This is a genomic window from Soonwooa buanensis, assembly GCF_900167905.1.
GTDB classification, from domain to species: Bacteria; Bacteroidota; Bacteroidia; order Flavobacteriales; family Weeksellaceae; genus Soonwooa; species Soonwooa buanensis.
The window spans coordinates 34,802-49,369 of record NZ_FUYZ01000014.1; the positions used below are offsets into that span (position 1 = coordinate 34,802).

General features: G+C 35.2%; 17 protein-coding genes and 1 riboswitch. Of the genes, 5 read left to right on the forward strand and 12 right to left on the reverse strand.

Features of this window, described 5'->3' with window-relative positions:
* Window positions 1-13 precede the first annotated feature (13 nt).
* Genes B5X62_RS14645 through B5X62_RS14655 form a run of 3 tightly spaced genes read right to left on the reverse strand, consistent with a single transcriptional unit; the run spans window position 14 to window position 4,438 of the window.
* Window positions 14-1,267: a cell surface protein gene (locus tag B5X62_RS14645; RefSeq protein ID WP_144038402.1), complete on the reverse strand. Its 1,254-nt coding sequence runs from the start codon at window positions 1,265-1,267 to the stop codon at window positions 14-16.
* Between the two features lie 13 nt (window positions 1,268-1,280).
* Entirely contained in the window at window positions 1,281-2,417 is a 1,137-nt protein-coding gene (locus B5X62_RS14650) for a YncE family protein (RefSeq protein ID WP_079668229.1), read from the reverse strand.
* Window positions 2,414-4,438: a TonB-dependent receptor plug domain-containing protein gene (locus B5X62_RS14655; protein ID WP_079668230.1), complete on the reverse strand. Its 2,025-nt coding sequence runs from the start codon at window positions 4,436-4,438 to the stop codon at window positions 2,414-2,416. Before B5X62_RS14655 ends, B5X62_RS14650 begins: the two co-directional genes overlap by 4 nt.
* A 109-nt stretch (window positions 4,439-4,547) precedes the next feature.
* Window positions 4,548-4,731: riboswitch (cobalamin riboswitch) on the reverse strand.
* 192 nt (window positions 4,732-4,923) lie between these two features.
* On the opposite strand from B5X62_RS14655, the gene B5X62_RS14660 reads away from it, so the two are divergent.
* Window positions 4,924-5,490, forward strand: a complete 567-nt coding sequence (locus B5X62_RS14660) for an acyl carrier protein phosphodiesterase (protein ID WP_079668231.1) — start codon at window positions 4,924-4,926, stop codon at window positions 5,488-5,490.
* Window positions 5,491-5,561: 71 nt separating this feature from the next.
* Here B5X62_RS14660 and B5X62_RS14665 read toward each other — a convergent pair whose 3' ends face one another.
* The 8 genes from B5X62_RS14665 to B5X62_RS14700 form a co-directional block, all read right to left on the reverse strand.
* Complete coding sequence (locus B5X62_RS14665) at window positions 5,562-5,894, reverse strand: hypothetical protein (protein ID WP_079668232.1); 333 nt, start codon at window positions 5,892-5,894, stop codon at window positions 5,562-5,564.
* Window positions 5,895-6,083: 189 nt separating this feature from the next.
* Window positions 6,084-6,593 (reverse strand): DinB family protein, encoded by a 510-nt coding sequence (locus B5X62_RS14670; RefSeq protein WP_079668233.1) that lies wholly within the window; start codon window positions 6,591-6,593, stop codon window positions 6,084-6,086.
* Between the two features lie 35 nt (window positions 6,594-6,628).
* Complete coding sequence (locus B5X62_RS14675; RefSeq protein ID WP_079668234.1) at window positions 6,629-7,069, reverse strand: GNAT family N-acetyltransferase; 441 nt, start codon at window positions 7,067-7,069, stop codon at window positions 6,629-6,631.
* A gap of 1 nt (window position 7,070) precedes the next feature.
* On the reverse strand, window positions 7,071-7,391 hold the full coding sequence (locus B5X62_RS14680; protein ID WP_079668235.1) for a barstar family protein: 321 nt from the start codon (window positions 7,389-7,391) through the stop codon (window positions 7,071-7,073).
* A gap of 4 nt (window positions 7,392-7,395) precedes the next feature.
* Window positions 7,396-7,986: a matrixin family metalloprotease gene (locus B5X62_RS14685; RefSeq protein ID WP_079668236.1), complete on the reverse strand. Its 591-nt coding sequence runs from the start codon at window positions 7,984-7,986 to the stop codon at window positions 7,396-7,398.
* The gene (locus B5X62_RS14690) at window positions 7,986-8,537 is read right to left on the reverse strand and encodes a ribonuclease domain-containing protein (RefSeq protein WP_079668237.1); all 552 of its coding nucleotides are present in this window, start codon (window positions 8,535-8,537) and stop codon (window positions 7,986-7,988) included. Before B5X62_RS14690 ends, B5X62_RS14685 begins: the two co-directional genes overlap by 1 nt.
* A gap of 9 nt (window positions 8,538-8,546) precedes the next feature.
* Window positions 8,547-9,338: an NAD(+) synthase gene (gene nadE / locus B5X62_RS14695; RefSeq protein WP_079668238.1), complete on the reverse strand. Its 792-nt coding sequence runs from the start codon at window positions 9,336-9,338 to the stop codon at window positions 8,547-8,549.
* A 21-nt stretch (window positions 9,339-9,359) separates the two neighbouring features.
* Entirely contained in the window at window positions 9,360-9,890 is a 531-nt protein-coding gene (locus B5X62_RS14700) for a GNAT family N-acetyltransferase (protein ID WP_079668239.1), read from the reverse strand.
* 113 nt (window positions 9,891-10,003) lie between these two features.
* On the opposite strand from B5X62_RS14700, the gene gldB reads away from it, so the two are divergent.
* Window positions 10,004-10,999, forward strand: a complete 996-nt coding sequence (gldB, locus tag B5X62_RS14705; RefSeq protein ID WP_079668240.1) for a gliding motility lipoprotein GldB — start codon at window positions 10,004-10,006, stop codon at window positions 10,997-10,999.
* 10 nt (window positions 11,000-11,009) lie between these two features.
* Window positions 11,010-11,336, forward strand: coding sequence for a gliding motility protein GldC (gene gldC / locus B5X62_RS14710; RefSeq protein ID WP_079668241.1), 327 nt, complete (start codon window positions 11,010-11,012; stop codon window positions 11,334-11,336).
* A gap of 64 nt (window positions 11,337-11,400) precedes the next feature.
* Here the strand turns inward: gldC and B5X62_RS14715 are convergent, their stop codons facing one another.
* Window positions 11,401-12,867 (reverse strand): T9SS type A sorting domain-containing protein, encoded by a 1,467-nt coding sequence (locus B5X62_RS14715; protein WP_079668242.1) that lies wholly within the window; start codon window positions 12,865-12,867, stop codon window positions 11,401-11,403.
* Between the two features lie 147 nt (window positions 12,868-13,014).
* On the opposite strand from B5X62_RS14715, the gene B5X62_RS14720 reads away from it, so the two are divergent.
* On the forward strand, window positions 13,015-14,157 hold the full coding sequence (locus B5X62_RS14720) for a cystathionine gamma-synthase (protein ID WP_079668243.1): 1,143 nt from the start codon (window positions 13,015-13,017) through the stop codon (window positions 14,155-14,157).
* Between the two features lie 202 nt (window positions 14,158-14,359).
* Window positions 14,360-14,568: IS1/IS1595 family N-terminal zinc-binding domain-containing protein (locus B5X62_RS15790; protein WP_449441362.1), on the forward strand; the 209-nt coding region annotated here is incomplete at its 3' end.

The following is a 14,568-nucleotide window of genomic DNA, read 5'->3' on the forward strand; positions in this document are numbered from 1 at the left end:
TTTGTTTTTAATTTTATTTAAAATGTAAGTTATAGGCTCCAGCTACTTCTGTCGAAACTTCGCCTAGCCAACCTGCTTCTTGATTGATACCTGTATAAACTTTCACGAAATCGATACCCGGAAGTTTAACATAGTTTCCGTATTTATCAATCGCCCAAGAAATATCAATGTTTGAGGCATCATCATTGTTTGGTGCGTTGTCAGCATAACCATACGCATAAGATTTGCCTACCCAATAGGTGCCCGTGCCACTTTGATCATAGAAGTTATCCTTGAGACGAGTTCCTTTTAAAGAATAAGACATTTCTGAAAACCACAAAGGATAATAGCTTTGCGCATGGAACGTATTTCGAGTTTTAAAACCAGAAACACCTTGGTTATCTTGCCATTTGATATACTGTGTGTCGGTCTGCCAGAACTCAGCGCCAGGAACTGGTTCTTTATTCTCATCCGGTTTGAAGTAAGTAATTTCGTAGTTTCTAATAGTAGTATCTTTAAAATACTCGCTACCTGCAATCTCGTACCACTCGTCTTCATCGGGTTTTCCATTTTTGTTTCGGTCGTAGGCCACCATGATAATGCCAGGTTCGCAAGAGCCAGCTCTTTCTTCAATAGCTTCATTTCCCCAGAACGCATTTCCTAGAATTTTGAAATCGCGACCATCATAATTCGGGATGGTATGATCAAAACCAAAAACCACATATCCTCCAAAGCCACCCAAAGTCACCATGGTCGAATTACCACCAACCAAAGATTCTTTCGCTTTTTTAATCATTTTATCTTGAGTATCTCCAGTGGCGTACTCAGGAATTTCATTTATAAATTGACCAACCGCAGGACGATAATCAAAAACATCAGCAATATATTTACTATAGGCTTTCACTTCCTTGTTGACGATAATTTGGGAAGTATATTTTTTAGAAACACCATTCGTTTCGGCAGTTAAAGTCAATGCATAATTCTTGGCATATCGAGAAATAAACTCGAGTTTGGGTACATCTTTAGCAATGATGGAATCATAAACGACTTCCTTGTTATCAACTATTTTCTTGGCACTAATGCTCCAAGTAAGTTTTGAATCCAAACCTAATTTTGAATCGATATCCAAAACGCGATAACGACTAACCGAATATTGATCGTCCAAAGTTTTTCCTGGAAGACTTCCTCCACTATCAACTTCTTCACGATCAGACTTACAAGCGACAAGCCCAATTAGCAAGCTGCTTGCAAAACCTAAAGTCAAAATTTTTATAGAATTTTTTTTCATAATACATTAGATTTTATTTATACAGAAAAACAAAATGCGCTGGGATATTTCCGGCTTCTGTTTTCCATTTGAATCTTCCATTTTTATCAAAACAATACACAAAACCCATCGATACATAATTGCGGGCATCCGTCATATAGATATCTTCCGTAATAGGATTTACAGCAATGCCATAAGGCGTTTTTATAGCGTCGGCATAAGTAGGTTCGATGATGTTTTTAGAAATAATTTGTTCGGTTTTAACATCGATAATTCCGAAGGATTTGGTGTAGGTGTGCGTGTTGTAATTAAACTCATTACCATAATAATAGAGTTTGTCATTAACAATCGTCATCTCGCTGACAGCCACGCCAAAATCTTTTTTAACCTGTCCAGAAACGGGATCAAGCAAATACAAACTCGATGGAATTGTGTAATAATCGCCACGAGAACTCACATACAAATCGCCATAATTATCTTTTTCGATATGGTGAAGATTAATCGCAACATCTATTTTTCTTAATTCTTTAAATGTTGTTAAATCCACTTCTGATACAGTTTTATCATAATTCGGAAAACGATAACCACCCGAATTGGCGACATAAAGTTTATTACCGATAATTTGCATTTCTTCTGGTTGATAACCAACAGTCACCTCTCTCGTAATCGCCAAAGAAAGCGTATCTATTTCGGCAACTTTACCGATTGGTGCGTTAGGATCCAAAACCACTGGACCTGCATAACTGCTTGCGTAAGCTTTCCCATCTTTGAAAGCCATATAACGGCAGTTCTGAAGCTTAATCGTTTTGATACGTTTGGCTTTCTTCGCATCGAGAACTTCAATTTTGTTGGAAACATTGACCACGACGTACATTTTGCTGCCATAGATTTTAATATCGTTACCAACATCACCCAATTCCTTAACCACTTCGGGATTAATATCAGCGTAGATATTTCGGTGATACGTTCCGGTTGCATAATCGAAGTAATCCAAAGTCGATTTGTTACTTCCCATATTACCTTCATTTAAAAGATAAAAACCTTTAATAGCGGTATTTTGCGGAGGTTCTAGACCGGATTCTACTTCGGGACGAACAATAATATCATCCGTTCGACACGAGAAAATCAACAATAAAAGTGAAAATGAAAAATAGAGTTTTAGATGTTTCATAAAGTGTAATTTAGGATGAGACGGAAACTTCTGCCAGGCATCGGAAAATTGATAACCACATCATAATACTGATTGAAAATATTGTTCATCTCCAAACTTGCTTTAAACTGATGCTGCTTCCATCGGAAGATCTTTTGCACCGACAAATCGTGTGTATACCAAGGTTGCACATAGTTGTACTGAATATTATCTTGGTTAACATCGTAACGCTCGCCAACATAGATGGCACTGTAGTTAAAACTCCAATCTTTATAATCAGCCATCAATGTAAAAGTCCCACTGTGCCACGGCGTATACGGAATTTGGTTTTTGTAAAATGTATCATCAGGATCGCTAACATCCTGCGCTTTCTGGTAAGTATAGGAAAGTAATGGTCTTAGTTTTACATTTCCAATTTTAAAAGTGGACTGTAGGTTAACGTCAACACCTCGGATCTCTACACGACCAAGATTCATCATCAACCAACGGAACATACTGCCATTGGGCGCAGCCACAATTTTATCCTGAACTTCATTGTAATAGCCATCAACTTTTAAATAAAATTCTTGAAAAACATCATTTTTAAAACTTTTATGATAGGTAAAACCAAGGTCGTATTGCGTGGTATATTCAGGCTTCAGATAGGTATTCCCGATGTTGGTGTAATACAAATCATTAAACGTTGGCATTCTAAAAATCCGTTTATAGAAAGCTCTTAGCGTTAAATCCTTAGTATTGAAGGGCTGATAAGCAGCATAGAAAGCGGGCGTCCATTCGCGTCGATCTGGCGATTTCGCATTTTTTTCAACGTTTTCGTGCACGAAAGTTCCTAGAAGACTTCCCATAAAACGCAGTCGATTCCATTGATAAGTCGACGCTAAAGCCACCAAATTGGTATAACGTGTCGGATATGAAAAGTTGATTAAATTGGCATCTAAATTATTAAATTGGAAATCACCATTTAAGCTGACATCCCAACTCGGTGTAATCGTATAGATGTTAGAAGAACTAACGTAAACTTCGCGCTGGATATAAGAATTCTCGGATCTTATCACATATTCTGTACGCACCGTGTCCGCATAATACGTATAATCGTAAGCGAACTTGGCTTTAAGTTGGGTTTCGAATTTTGGAAAAAGTTTCTTTCTAAAAGTACCTTGCACAAAGTAATTGTCATCCGTCATCCTAGAACCACGAGCACCAAATCTACCGTTAACAATGGCCGCAGGAATACCACGGTTAGAGTTGTAGGCGTAACCACGAATATTCCAACTTCCGTTACGGATTGTACCATTGAGTGTGGTTTCAAAACGTTTGGCTTTAATATCCGAATCTTGTCTTTTTGCAATCGTGTCATACGCAATCGCTCCATCCGGATATCTTTTGAAATAGCGAAACTTGTATACGCCATCACTTTCCAAATATTCAGAGCTAAAACTCATCGCAATTTTGTCTGACAATTTTTGCTCTAGTCTAAAAGAGGGATTAAATAATTGTATCGTACTATTTTTTAGACGAATAGAAAGATTCGTTTTTTTGTCACCAGTAAAAGAAGGTGTTTTGGGTTGAAGATAAATGGCACTTGCCGAGGCAAAATCTTTTGCCGGTTGGAAGATTTCACTTTTTTGACCATTATATAAAGAAATACCTTCGAGATCGTCTAAAGAATAACGTCCCAAATCAACCAAACCATTTTGCGCATTTCCGAGCTGGATACCATCGTAAAAAACACCAACATGTTGACTTCCCAAACTTCGTACATTAATGGTTTTGAGACCGCCAACGCCGCCATAATCTTTGATCTGCACTCCCGAAAAATACCGTAAAGCATCAGCAACCGATTGACTGCTCAAGCGTTGCAAGTCTTCACCGCTCAAAGTCTGCGCAGGAATTACATCCTTCAAATCACGTTTGAAAAGAATAACTTCTGTTATTTCTTTTTTGGAAATACTGTCTTTACGCTGTCCAAAAACGAAAGACATCGCAAAAAAAGCCACAAGAAATGCCGCTCGAAAAACCGATAAAAAAAGTCGTGTCACCATTAGCTCATTTAGATTAATGATGACGCTAATGGAAAATAAGAATACAAAGTAACAGTGCAAAAAACTGCACAGTAACTCCGTTGTTCTAGGCTTTATTCCACGAAAGCGCCAAACGTTAAACTTACTGGCAGGTCTTCTGACTTACTTCATTTTCGGAATCCTTCCCATTCTAAGAACAGTGGATCTAACTTCCGAAAACCTTGTGTGAAGCTTACAGCAGCGGGTCTGTCTGGGATTTTCACCCAGTTCCCTTTTAAAGCTTTTTATGGCTCACCAGTTTTGCAAAAATATTAAATTTTTATTAAACAAGAAAGCCTTTTTCGTTAAAGTCCAAAATCGCAAATTATTTTCCTTATTTTAAAAATATTTTAGAAAATTTTATCTATAATAATAACATTCGCTTTGTACAAAAACAGAATTTAAAAGAAATAAATTACTTAAATTGTATTTAGTTTTACAACTTTAAAAATCGAACAAACATTACAATGAATTATCTTGCACATTCCTATTTATCCTTTACTGATGGACAACTTGTCGGGAATATGATTGCAGATTTCATCAAAAATAATGAGCGTGAAAATTTCCCTTTAGAAATCCAAGAAGGTATCAAATTACATCGTGCAATCGACAGTTTCACCGATACACATCCTGCAGTATCGCAAGCAAAAAAAATATTTAGTCCTTTGGTAAGGCTTTATGCTGGGGCTTTTGTTGATGTTGCGTTCGATTATTTTGTGGCGCATTCTATGTCGGATGAAGCACTTTTTGAACATTCTCAAAAAGTCTACAAAACGCTTTGGGAATATGAAAAATGGCTTCCAGAAAATTTTAAAATGATGCTAAAGAAAATGGAAGAAGACAATTGGTTGTACAATTATTGCGAAGATTGGGGCATAAAATTTAGCATGAAAAACGTGCTTAACAAAGCCAAGTATTTGGAAAAAGACATTCCCGTTTTTGAAGCATTTTTAAGTCATAAAAAAGAAATCGGAAAAGAATTTGACATTTTCTTTCCCGATATTAAACTTTATCTTGAGACTTTGGATTTATGATTTATTCTTCCTTAAACTGAAGCAAAAATATAATAAGCGACATAATATAAATAAATATTACAATGATAGCTCTAGCTGTAATTTTTGATACTTTTTGTAATAATGATATATTCAATAATTCCAATTATCCACCAGATAGGAATTTTAAAAATTGTATACCATAAATTAAATCCATCAACAACCGCATAAGTTTTGTATACGTTATTAATTTCGATTTTGATTGAAATATATGGAATAACAATTAAAAATGATATTATAAAAAGTATTCTTAAGAGAGTATTTAATTTAAATCTCCCAATTTTTATAAATAAAAATATGACTAAATTAATAAATATTAAAATTGCAAAATCTGCATAACTAAAAAAAGTAAATGGTTCTGCAGCTTCAGTAAAAATACTATTCATATTCTTGTTCTTCAGATATTTCTGTTTTATTAAAATAGCGTTTTTTATCCAGCATCTTGGAGACAATTCCAGCCAATATCAGTCTCTGCGTATTTTTAGGGAGCTAGCAAAGCATTATCTTGACATTTTATTTGAATTGAAAATAATATTACGAAAAGTCCAAATGCAAATTTAATTTTCTGTTTCATTTTAGCTTTTAAGCTTCGACAAATATCGCTCTTCGATAATATTAAGATGATGAATATTGTGACCAACAATCAGTTTTCCGATGGTTTCAACACTTAAAGCATTGCCGTTGGCAGCACCTTTTAACTGTAAAACTTCACCTGACAAATCATCAAAAAATAAGATACTTCCCTTTCTGACAAAAGAAAATTCGTCGATGAGGTTTTCGAGACTTCTATCATTTGCATGAGAATTTTTAGCCCAAAGTTCTTCATCAAAACCTGGCAATTCTGTTTGATCTTGCCTTGCAAAAGTCATGGCACGATACGCAAATACTTTCTCGGTATCTATTAAATGTTGTAATAATTCTTTGAGCGTCCACTTGCCATTGTCATAAGCAAAAAGACCTTGTTCCTCCGTCAAATCACTGAAAATACCGAAAGTTCTTCCTCCAGCAATATCTAAAGCATCAATCCATTCCTCATCTGGAACCAAATCCAAATAACGTTGGATGTATTTTTCGAAATCTGTCATAGTTATAGTTTTTGAATATTATTTAAAGATAACAATTATTCGTTAACCCATTCGTAAAAATTAACTTCATCATATTTTTTGAAGCCACAGGCTGGATATAGTTGGTTACCAATTTCGTTTTGTTTACCTGTTTCCAGCAACATCCCACATGCATTTGTATCGCGACAAAGCTCTTTGGCAGCTTCTAACAAGGCTTTAGAATAAGCTTTTCCTCTGTAATTCTCATCGACAAATAAATCGTTTAGCAACCAATAACGCTGCATTCTTGTGGACGAAAAAATAGGAAATAATTGTACAAATCCTACCAAATTATTTTCGAATTCCGCAACAAAAATTTCGGATTCTTTATTTTTGATTCGTTCTGCTAAAAAAACTTTTGCCGCTTCGATATCCGAGTTTTTATGATAAAATATTCGATAGCTGTCAAACAATTTTGACAGAGCATCCAAGTCTTTTATATCAACTTTTCTAATCATCTTAATCTGTTAAATCGTCCTCTGAATCGGCATCTTCATCATCTTCGAATTGCTCCAAATAATATGAAAACGTAAAGCCTTCAACCTCTTCTTCAGCATCTTCCAACGTTGTCAAAAGATCTTCAAAAGTCTCCAATTGATCAACTGTCATGTTGACAAATTCGATATGAAGAGGCATTTCTAAATCGCCCGAAATAACGTCGTACAAAGCATCTAGATTATCTCCAAAATAATCTGGAAGCGTTAATTTAGTTTTTAATTGAGTATAAAAATCTTCGTAGTCGCCCAAATCTACAAAGTCGATATATATTGTTTTTTCCATAGTATTAAAATTTCCAATGTTTCGTTTTTAAAAATGATTTACAGTTTTCACAAAAATCTACAACTTCTTTTCCAAAACTTTTTCCTTCCGCATTTTTCATTAAGCAGTTGAGATTTTTACAATGTTTCAGTCCTTGTGTATGACCAAGTTCATGAATTGCAACTTTAAAAAACTCTTCTTTTTTAGTTTCTTTTTTAGCTCTAAAACTAGAAGCTATCGCAGATTTTCCTGGTCGATAAGCTAATCCAAAAATCCCGAAATCCTTAATTTTCCCTTTTGTAGCACTAATATCTTTGTTAGTCAATCCCAATGTTACAAAATTATCATCTGTTCTTTCATTTAAAAATTTAAGTAAAGAATCCGCACGATAACGATTCCTTTCTTTATAATAAGCTTCTTTTGGAAGTTCAATTCTATCCAAAATTTTAACATTTGGATAATAATTTTTAATTTTTTCGGCAACAAAAACGACGTCCGAATTTGGAATTTCTCCCAATGATTGAATTAGAATAGTAACTTCTTTCTTATCAAGTTTTGAAACTTCTTTTTCTTTTTGACAAGAAAATAAAACTAATAAAACAAGCAACCATCGCATTATTGTTCTTGAAAAGTTTTGTAATGATCGGTTGTTACGAAGATTAAACCATCGTTGCTAAAAACAACTCTGTCCGCATTTCGGCGTCCGCAATTGTAGTTAAGATCTGCTTCGTAATAGTTACGTCCTTTTTGTGTTGGCAGATTTTTTTCACGGTTTGTAAATTTGTCTCCGCCGATAGCTTTTCCTGGCAAAACATCACAAAGATTTCCTTTGCTAGCCTCCCAACCAGAAGATTTTGCTGCATTTTTTGTGATATAATAATCAGGAAGTTTTTGATGCGTTTTAAGATAAGCTATAACAACCGATTGTTTTGTCAGCTCATCAATTGATTGTCCGCTATAATTATTAGAAGACTTTTTGTGATCGTTTTTAGTTTCTTTTTTTGAATTTTTTTCTTGATTAAAATCAGAATTTCGACGATTAGTATTTGTCGTAATTTCAGTGTCTACAGCTTTGTCAGATTTTGGTGGATTAATGACATACATCACCGCAATACCCGCCAAGGCGCCAAAAAAGAAGAATAAAAAGGTTTTAAGTTTTGGATTCATTAAAAAAAATTAAGATTTATACTCCTCTGGAATATCACAAATTGGGATTGGATTAATCTTGTGTAACGTCGCACGATGCATCTTTTGATACTTTTCGAAAACTTCACGTTGTCTTCCTTCAAAATGATCAGGTGTTAAACTTTGATCTTGCTCCATCGCCCACTCCAGTTCTGGATAAGTTGCACCAATCTGCTGCTCATCGGTTCTTTCCACATCCCAAAGACCGTCCGTTGGTATCGCTTTTTGGATACTTTCGATAATGTCAAGATGTCTCGCTAACTCATAGATTTGTGTTTTGTACAAGTCAGCAATCGGCGAAATATCAACGCCGCCATCGCCATATTTTGTGAAAAATCCGACACCAAAATCTTCAACTTTGTTCCCAGTTCCTGTTACCAAAAGTCCATGAATTTGTCCATAATAATACAAAGTCAACATCCTAAGTCGCGAGCGAGAATTGGCTAAAGCCAATTGCTCTGCTGGGAAATCTTGATCTTTAACATCGACCGTTTTTTGGAACGTGTCAAATGTCGGCGTCAAATCCACACGAAAACCTTCAACATTAGAAAACTTTGATTTTAAATCTTCGATGTGATCTTGCGCACGATTGACTTGATCTTCTTTTTGACGAATTGGCATTTCTAACAACAAAACTTTAAGACCAGTTTTTGCAGCCAACATCGACACAACGGCAGAATCTATTCCGCCAGAAACGCCGATTACAAAGCCTTTCATTCCTGAATTTTGTGCGTAATCTTTCAGCCAGTTAACAATATGATTAATTATTTTTTCGGATTGCATTTTATTTAATTTATTTTAATTTTAATTCGGTTTAGAGGTCATTTCATACCAAAAACAATCGCCATCAGGTTCTGTAAAAGTTCCAGTTTTAGTAAAACCTAATTTGGTAAGAACATGATTGGAAGCACCATTTTCGGAATGTGCGTACGCGTAAAGATTTTTAAGTTTCATCTCATCAAAAAACTTATCAACAAAGGCTTTTCCTGTTTCGGAAGCGTAACCTTTACCCCAAGTTTCGGGAAGAAAACGATAACCTAATTCATAAAAATCTTTGAAACCGTTGATTTCGGAATCATTGAATTTTAAGCCACTCCAGCCCACTAACAAACCCGACTCTTTTTCAACAACAGCAAATCTCCCAATGCCAAAACGCTCATATTGATCACGAATCATCTCTATAACTTTCACAGATTCTTCTTGCGCGGTTAAAGCTGGCATCCCGATGTACTTCATAACTTCTGGATTACTGTCCAAAAGATACAGTCTATCAGCATCTTGCAATTCTAAAGGTCTTAAAATTAATCTTTCGGTTTCGAAGGTGTTGAGCAACATTAAAATTCTTATTTTTGTGGTTTCAAATTCTTGAGTAAAATTAAAGATTATTTTCTAGCCTACTTTAGAGAAAATTTGATTTTTAAAAGAAAGTTTACAAAAGTATCTAAAAAATGAAAAAACTTATAGTAAGTCTATCGATAATCGCTTGTTTGTTTGGTCTTAACTCTTGTAAAAAAGAGGCTGAAAAACCGCAATGGGAACAGGAAGTTAAAAACCCGATACAGAAAATTGATTTGGTGGACATTTCGGAAAAGTTATACGATCCGAATGTGAGTATGGAAGATTTTAAGAAAGATTTTCCGTGGTTCCAAGGGACGGTTCCTGACAATGTTTTTGTGGAACGCAGAAAGGATCCTGAGGAAATAAAAATCTATAAAGACGCCATTTCGAAAATTGATAAGGCTAAACTTAATAAAGATTTAGCTGCACTTTTTTCACATATTAAAACGTATTTCCCGAGCTTCAAAACACCAAAAGTTTTCTTGTATTCAACCGCAGTTTATTACGAAAGTATGCTGGCTCCTATTTTTTATAAACCTGAAGAAAACTATCTATTCATAGATGTTTCGGCTTTTATGGGAATGGATAACAAAGCTTACAGCGGTATCGATAAGTATATTCAGAAATCGATGAATCCTAGTAATATCGTCCCAAAAGTGTCAATGTCTTTTGCTGAACAAATGGTGCCGAGAAAACCTACGGAATCAAAATTTATTGATGAGTTGGTATACAATGGGAAAATCCAGATTTTGCAAGATATTTTCTTACCTGAAACGCCTGATTTTTTAAAAATAAATTATACTAAAGAACAGGAAGAATGGAACATTGCAAACGAATTTAACATTTGGAATTACTTTGTAGAAAACGATTATCTCTTCAAATCTGATCCCGAATTGGCTGGACGATTTATCCAACCAGGACCATTTTCTAAATTCTATACCGAAATCGATAACGAAAGTTCGCCACAAGTTGGTGTGTGGACGGGATGGCAAATCTGTAGAGAATATTTAGCTAAAAATCCAAATGTCAAAATCCCTGAATTTTTAAACAAAAACGCCACCGATATCTTTAACGGATCTGGCTACAAACCGAAAGAAATTAAATAAATTATATATAATGAGAAAGACCCAAATAACTATAAATGTGGAACTTGACGAAAACCATGTTCCCGAAAAAATGACTTGGAATGCTGAAGATGGCGGCGTTAATGCGCAAGAAACTAAAGCAACGATGATTTCGGTTTGGGATGACAATGCAAAGGAAGCACTTCGTATCGATCTTTGGACGAAGGATATGCAAGTGGACCACATGAAGCAGTTTTTTCACCAGATTTTGGTGTCGTTAGGTCACACTTATCAACGTGCAACTGGTGAAGATGATGTAGCAGAATGGCTAGGTGAAGTTGCGGAAGAATTTGCAGTGAAGTCAGCAATTAAGATGTAAACAAAATGACGGTCTCTTTCGAGTCCGTCATTTTTCTTTCATTTACTTTTATTTTTAGCGCTTTTTATTTTTTAATAAACTTAAGAGATTTTGAACCTTTTTCAGTTTTAATATTAATGATAAAAATACCTTTTCCTAGTTGTGATACATCCACCGAATTTTGATTTTCTTTGGCAAGCATTTGCTTCACAGATTTGCCAGACATATCGATAATATTATAAGACAACACTTTGTCACTCGATACAATTGTCAGTTGATTATCAACTATTGTTGGATAAATCTTAACATCCGAAATACTAGTAACCGCGTCATTAACTGCTAATGTCGTAATCGTATTAAGATATGGATATCCGTCATTAACACTTGGATCGATTGACCAAACTTCAGTAGCCGCACCAGCATTTAAAACAGTTTTAAAAGCTTCAGATTTCATTTCCGAACTTGTTTTAGCCGTAATATCGTAAGTTGTAGGATCGCCATAATCGAATTTACCAATAGCATCATAAGGCGCCAAAGTGTGATCGAAATGTGCATTCTGAATCGTTGTACTACCAACAGCACCCATAAAAGCACCACTATCCTGCACATTGGTCACTGTTCCTGCAGAATATACATTTTTAAGAATAGCGTTCTGTTGCGTGTAACCAAAGAATCCACCAGCCATAAAAGATGTAGCTTCTACATTGGATCTTGTGTAACAATTGATCATTTCGTTGTCGCGATTCGGCGCAAATGCAAATGTGCTAAAACCGTTAAATCCGCCAATAATATACTCTCCTTTTACGCTACCTTCGCTAAAGCAGTTGGTGATTTTTGTTTTATCCCAAGACGATCCAACAAAACCTCCGATCTGATTAACACCCTCAACGCTTGCACTTGCAGAACAGTTGATAACTTCACTGTTTGTCAAAATACCACCGCTAAAACCGCCGCCATTGTAACCTGTGATCGTAATTTCTGCATTTTTAACGTGGCAATTTTCGACATAACTGTTAGTCGACACGTTACCAATCATACCTCCTACTGTATCTTTTGCAAAAATCTTAACACCGTCAACCGTTAAGTTTTTAAGAGTTGCTTTAAAAAATTGTCCAAAAAAGCCTACGAAATCGCCGTTAGTTTCTCTATTAATTAAAACATTTTTTACGGTTTTATGATTTCCTTCAAATGTTCCTGAGAAAGGCTTTTGATAGCCATAACCAATTGGCGCCCAAAGATGACCAGCCAAATCGACGTCTTGCATTAATGTAATCGTCTTTCCACTAAAGTCGTTGCCATTAAATACCAACTTTGTCAAACCTGCCAATTCTGCAGCTGTTGAAATTTGAAAACTAGTACTTGTAGAATTGTACCAACTTGTATCAGCGTTGTCGATCCAATCGGTAGTTGGAAAGTTTTTTAAGAAAGCTGGTGCTTCGATTTTCGTTGTCTGATAATTTTCAGGAAGTTGGTTAGAGATCTTTCCTAAATCGCTTTGGGAAAATGCAAAAGTAGCACAAAGAAATGCTAGAGACAGTAAAGTCTTTTTCATAATAATTTTTATTTTGTTTTATTAGCTCGCCAAAAATATCCTTTATTTATTATTAAATCTATTTTAAATAAAAAAAAGTCTTTCGAATTTCAGAAAATCAAAAATTAACAATTATAACTATCTTTGCATTAACAATTTAGAAAAGTCATGAAATTCAATACAAAAGTGATCCACGGTGGACAACAACACGAGCCACACACAGGATCTGTTAACGTACCCGTATTTTTAACATCAACATTTGCACAAAAAAGTCCAGGTCAACTAAAAGCTGGCTACGAATATTCTAGAGGTGCTAACCCAACACGTCAAGCTTTAGAAGATGCTTTGGCTTCTATCGAAAATGGTGCGAGAGGTTTGGCTTTCGGATCAGGATTGGCTGCGATCGATTGTGTTCTGAAATTATTAAGTCCTGGTGACGAAGTGATTGCAGTTGACGACCTTTATGGTGGAACTTACAGAATGTTCACAAGATTATTTGATAAATATCAGATTAAATTCAGTTTTGTAAACTTCGACGAAGTTGACACGATTAAAGATGTTATCACCGACAAAACAAAATTGATTTGGTTAGAAACACCAACCAATCCTTTGATGAAATTGGTGGATATAAAAGCGGTAACTGATTTAGTAAAAGGAAAAAATATTTTGGTTGCTGTTGACAATACGTTTGCGACGCCTTACATCCAAAGACCAATTGACCTTGGCGCTGACATCGTGATGCATTCTGCGACTAAATATCTAGGCGGACACTCTGACGTTGTTGCTGGTGCTTTGGTTGCAAAAACACCTGAGTTGGGCGAACAGCTTCATTTTATCCAATTTGCAAGTGGCGGAATTTTGGGTCCGCATGACTCTTATTTGGTTTTAAGAGGTATTAAAACTTTATCTCTTAGAATGCAACGTCACAGCGAAAACGGTGTTAAAGTCGCTGAGTTTTTAGAAAATCATCCTGCAATTGATAAAGTATTCTATCCAGGATCAAAAAATCACCCACAATACGAATTGGCTAAAAAACAAATGGCAGAATTCGGAGGAATGGTGTCTTTCACTTTTAAATCAGGGAAAAAAGAAGACGCTATTAAGTTTTTAGAAAAGCTAAAAGTTTTCACATTGGCAGAATCTCTTGGCGGTGTAGAATCTCTTGCAAATCATCCTGCGTTAATGACACATGCATCTATCCCAGCTGACAAACGTGCAGAACTTGGGATTACAGATGATTTGGTAAGATTGAGTGCTGGTATCGAAGATATCGAAGATCTTATCGCTGATCTTGAACAAGCTTTGAAGTAGGTTTTGGTTGATGGTTGATGGTTGATGGTTGATGGTTGATGGTTGATGGTCAAAATTAATCTTTTAATCTTTTAATCTTTTAATTAAAAAAAGGTTTAATAGTCAAAAATAGTTGGTAGAATTCTTTCTATCGCCTATTATTATTGATGATACGAGAAGTTTATTGAACTTTGTTTCAATAAACTTTTTTTATGCCTGAAAAATCAAAAAAAATCGTTGTTGGAGCTGTAAAAGTCTGAATGTAATTTCGTGGGGAAAACAAAATAATAAGAGACGTTTTAAATGTAAAAATTGTGGTATTTATTTTACCTCCGAGAACAAGTCTGTTGGCTTAAAAAATAAGGAAGTTTGGTTCAAAAAATGGATTGTTGGAAAACAGACTTATGAAGAAATTTCACGAGACTCAGGATA

Excerpts from the sequence above, each read along its gene's own strand:
- B5X62_RS14645 (WP_144038402.1), bottom strand. The coding sequence starts at position 1,267 with ATGAAAAAAAATTCTATAAAAATTTTGACTTTAGGTTTTGCAAGCAGC.
- B5X62_RS14650 (WP_079668229.1), bottom strand. The coding sequence starts at position 2,417 with ATGAAACATCTAAAACTCTATTTTTCATTTTCACTTTTATTGTTGATT.
- B5X62_RS14655 (WP_079668230.1), bottom strand. The coding sequence starts at position 4,438 with ATGGTGACACGACTTTTTTTATCGGTTTTTCGAGCGGCATTTCTTGTG.
- B5X62_RS14660 (WP_079668231.1), top strand. The coding sequence starts at position 4,924 with ATGAATTATCTTGCACATTCCTATTTATCCTTTACTGATGGACAACTT.
- B5X62_RS14665 (WP_079668232.1), bottom strand. The coding sequence starts at position 5,894 with ATGAATAGTATTTTTACTGAAGCTGCAGAACCATTTACTTTTTTTAGT.
- B5X62_RS14670 (WP_079668233.1), bottom strand. The coding sequence starts at position 6,593 with ATGACAGATTTCGAAAAATACATCCAACGTTATTTGGATTTGGTTCCA.
- B5X62_RS14675 (WP_079668234.1), bottom strand. The coding sequence starts at position 7,069 with ATGATTAGAAAAGTTGATATAAAAGACTTGGATGCTCTGTCAAAATTG.
- B5X62_RS14680 (WP_079668235.1), bottom strand. The coding sequence starts at position 7,391 with ATGGAAAAAACAATATATATCGACTTTGTAGATTTGGGCGACTACGAA.
- B5X62_RS14685 (WP_079668236.1), bottom strand. The coding sequence starts at position 7,986 with ATGCGATGGTTGCTTGTTTTATTAGTTTTATTTTCTTGTCAAAAAGAA.
- B5X62_RS14690 (WP_079668237.1), bottom strand. The coding sequence starts at position 8,537 with ATGAATCCAAAACTTAAAACCTTTTTATTCTTCTTTTTTGGCGCCTTG.
- nadE (WP_079668238.1), bottom strand. The coding sequence starts at position 9,338 with ATGCAATCCGAAAAAATAATTAATCATATTGTTAACTGGCTGAAAGAT.
- B5X62_RS14700 (WP_079668239.1), bottom strand. The coding sequence starts at position 9,890 with ATGTTGCTCAACACCTTCGAAACCGAAAGATTAATTTTAAGACCTTTA.
- gldB (WP_079668240.1), top strand. The coding sequence starts at position 10,004 with ATGAAAAAACTTATAGTAAGTCTATCGATAATCGCTTGTTTGTTTGGT.
- gldC (WP_079668241.1), top strand. The coding sequence starts at position 11,010 with ATGAGAAAGACCCAAATAACTATAAATGTGGAACTTGACGAAAACCAT.
- B5X62_RS14715 (WP_079668242.1), bottom strand. The coding sequence starts at position 12,867 with ATGAAAAAGACTTTACTGTCTCTAGCATTTCTTTGTGCTACTTTTGCA.
- B5X62_RS14720 (WP_079668243.1), top strand. The coding sequence starts at position 13,015 with ATGAAATTCAATACAAAAGTGATCCACGGTGGACAACAACACGAGCCA.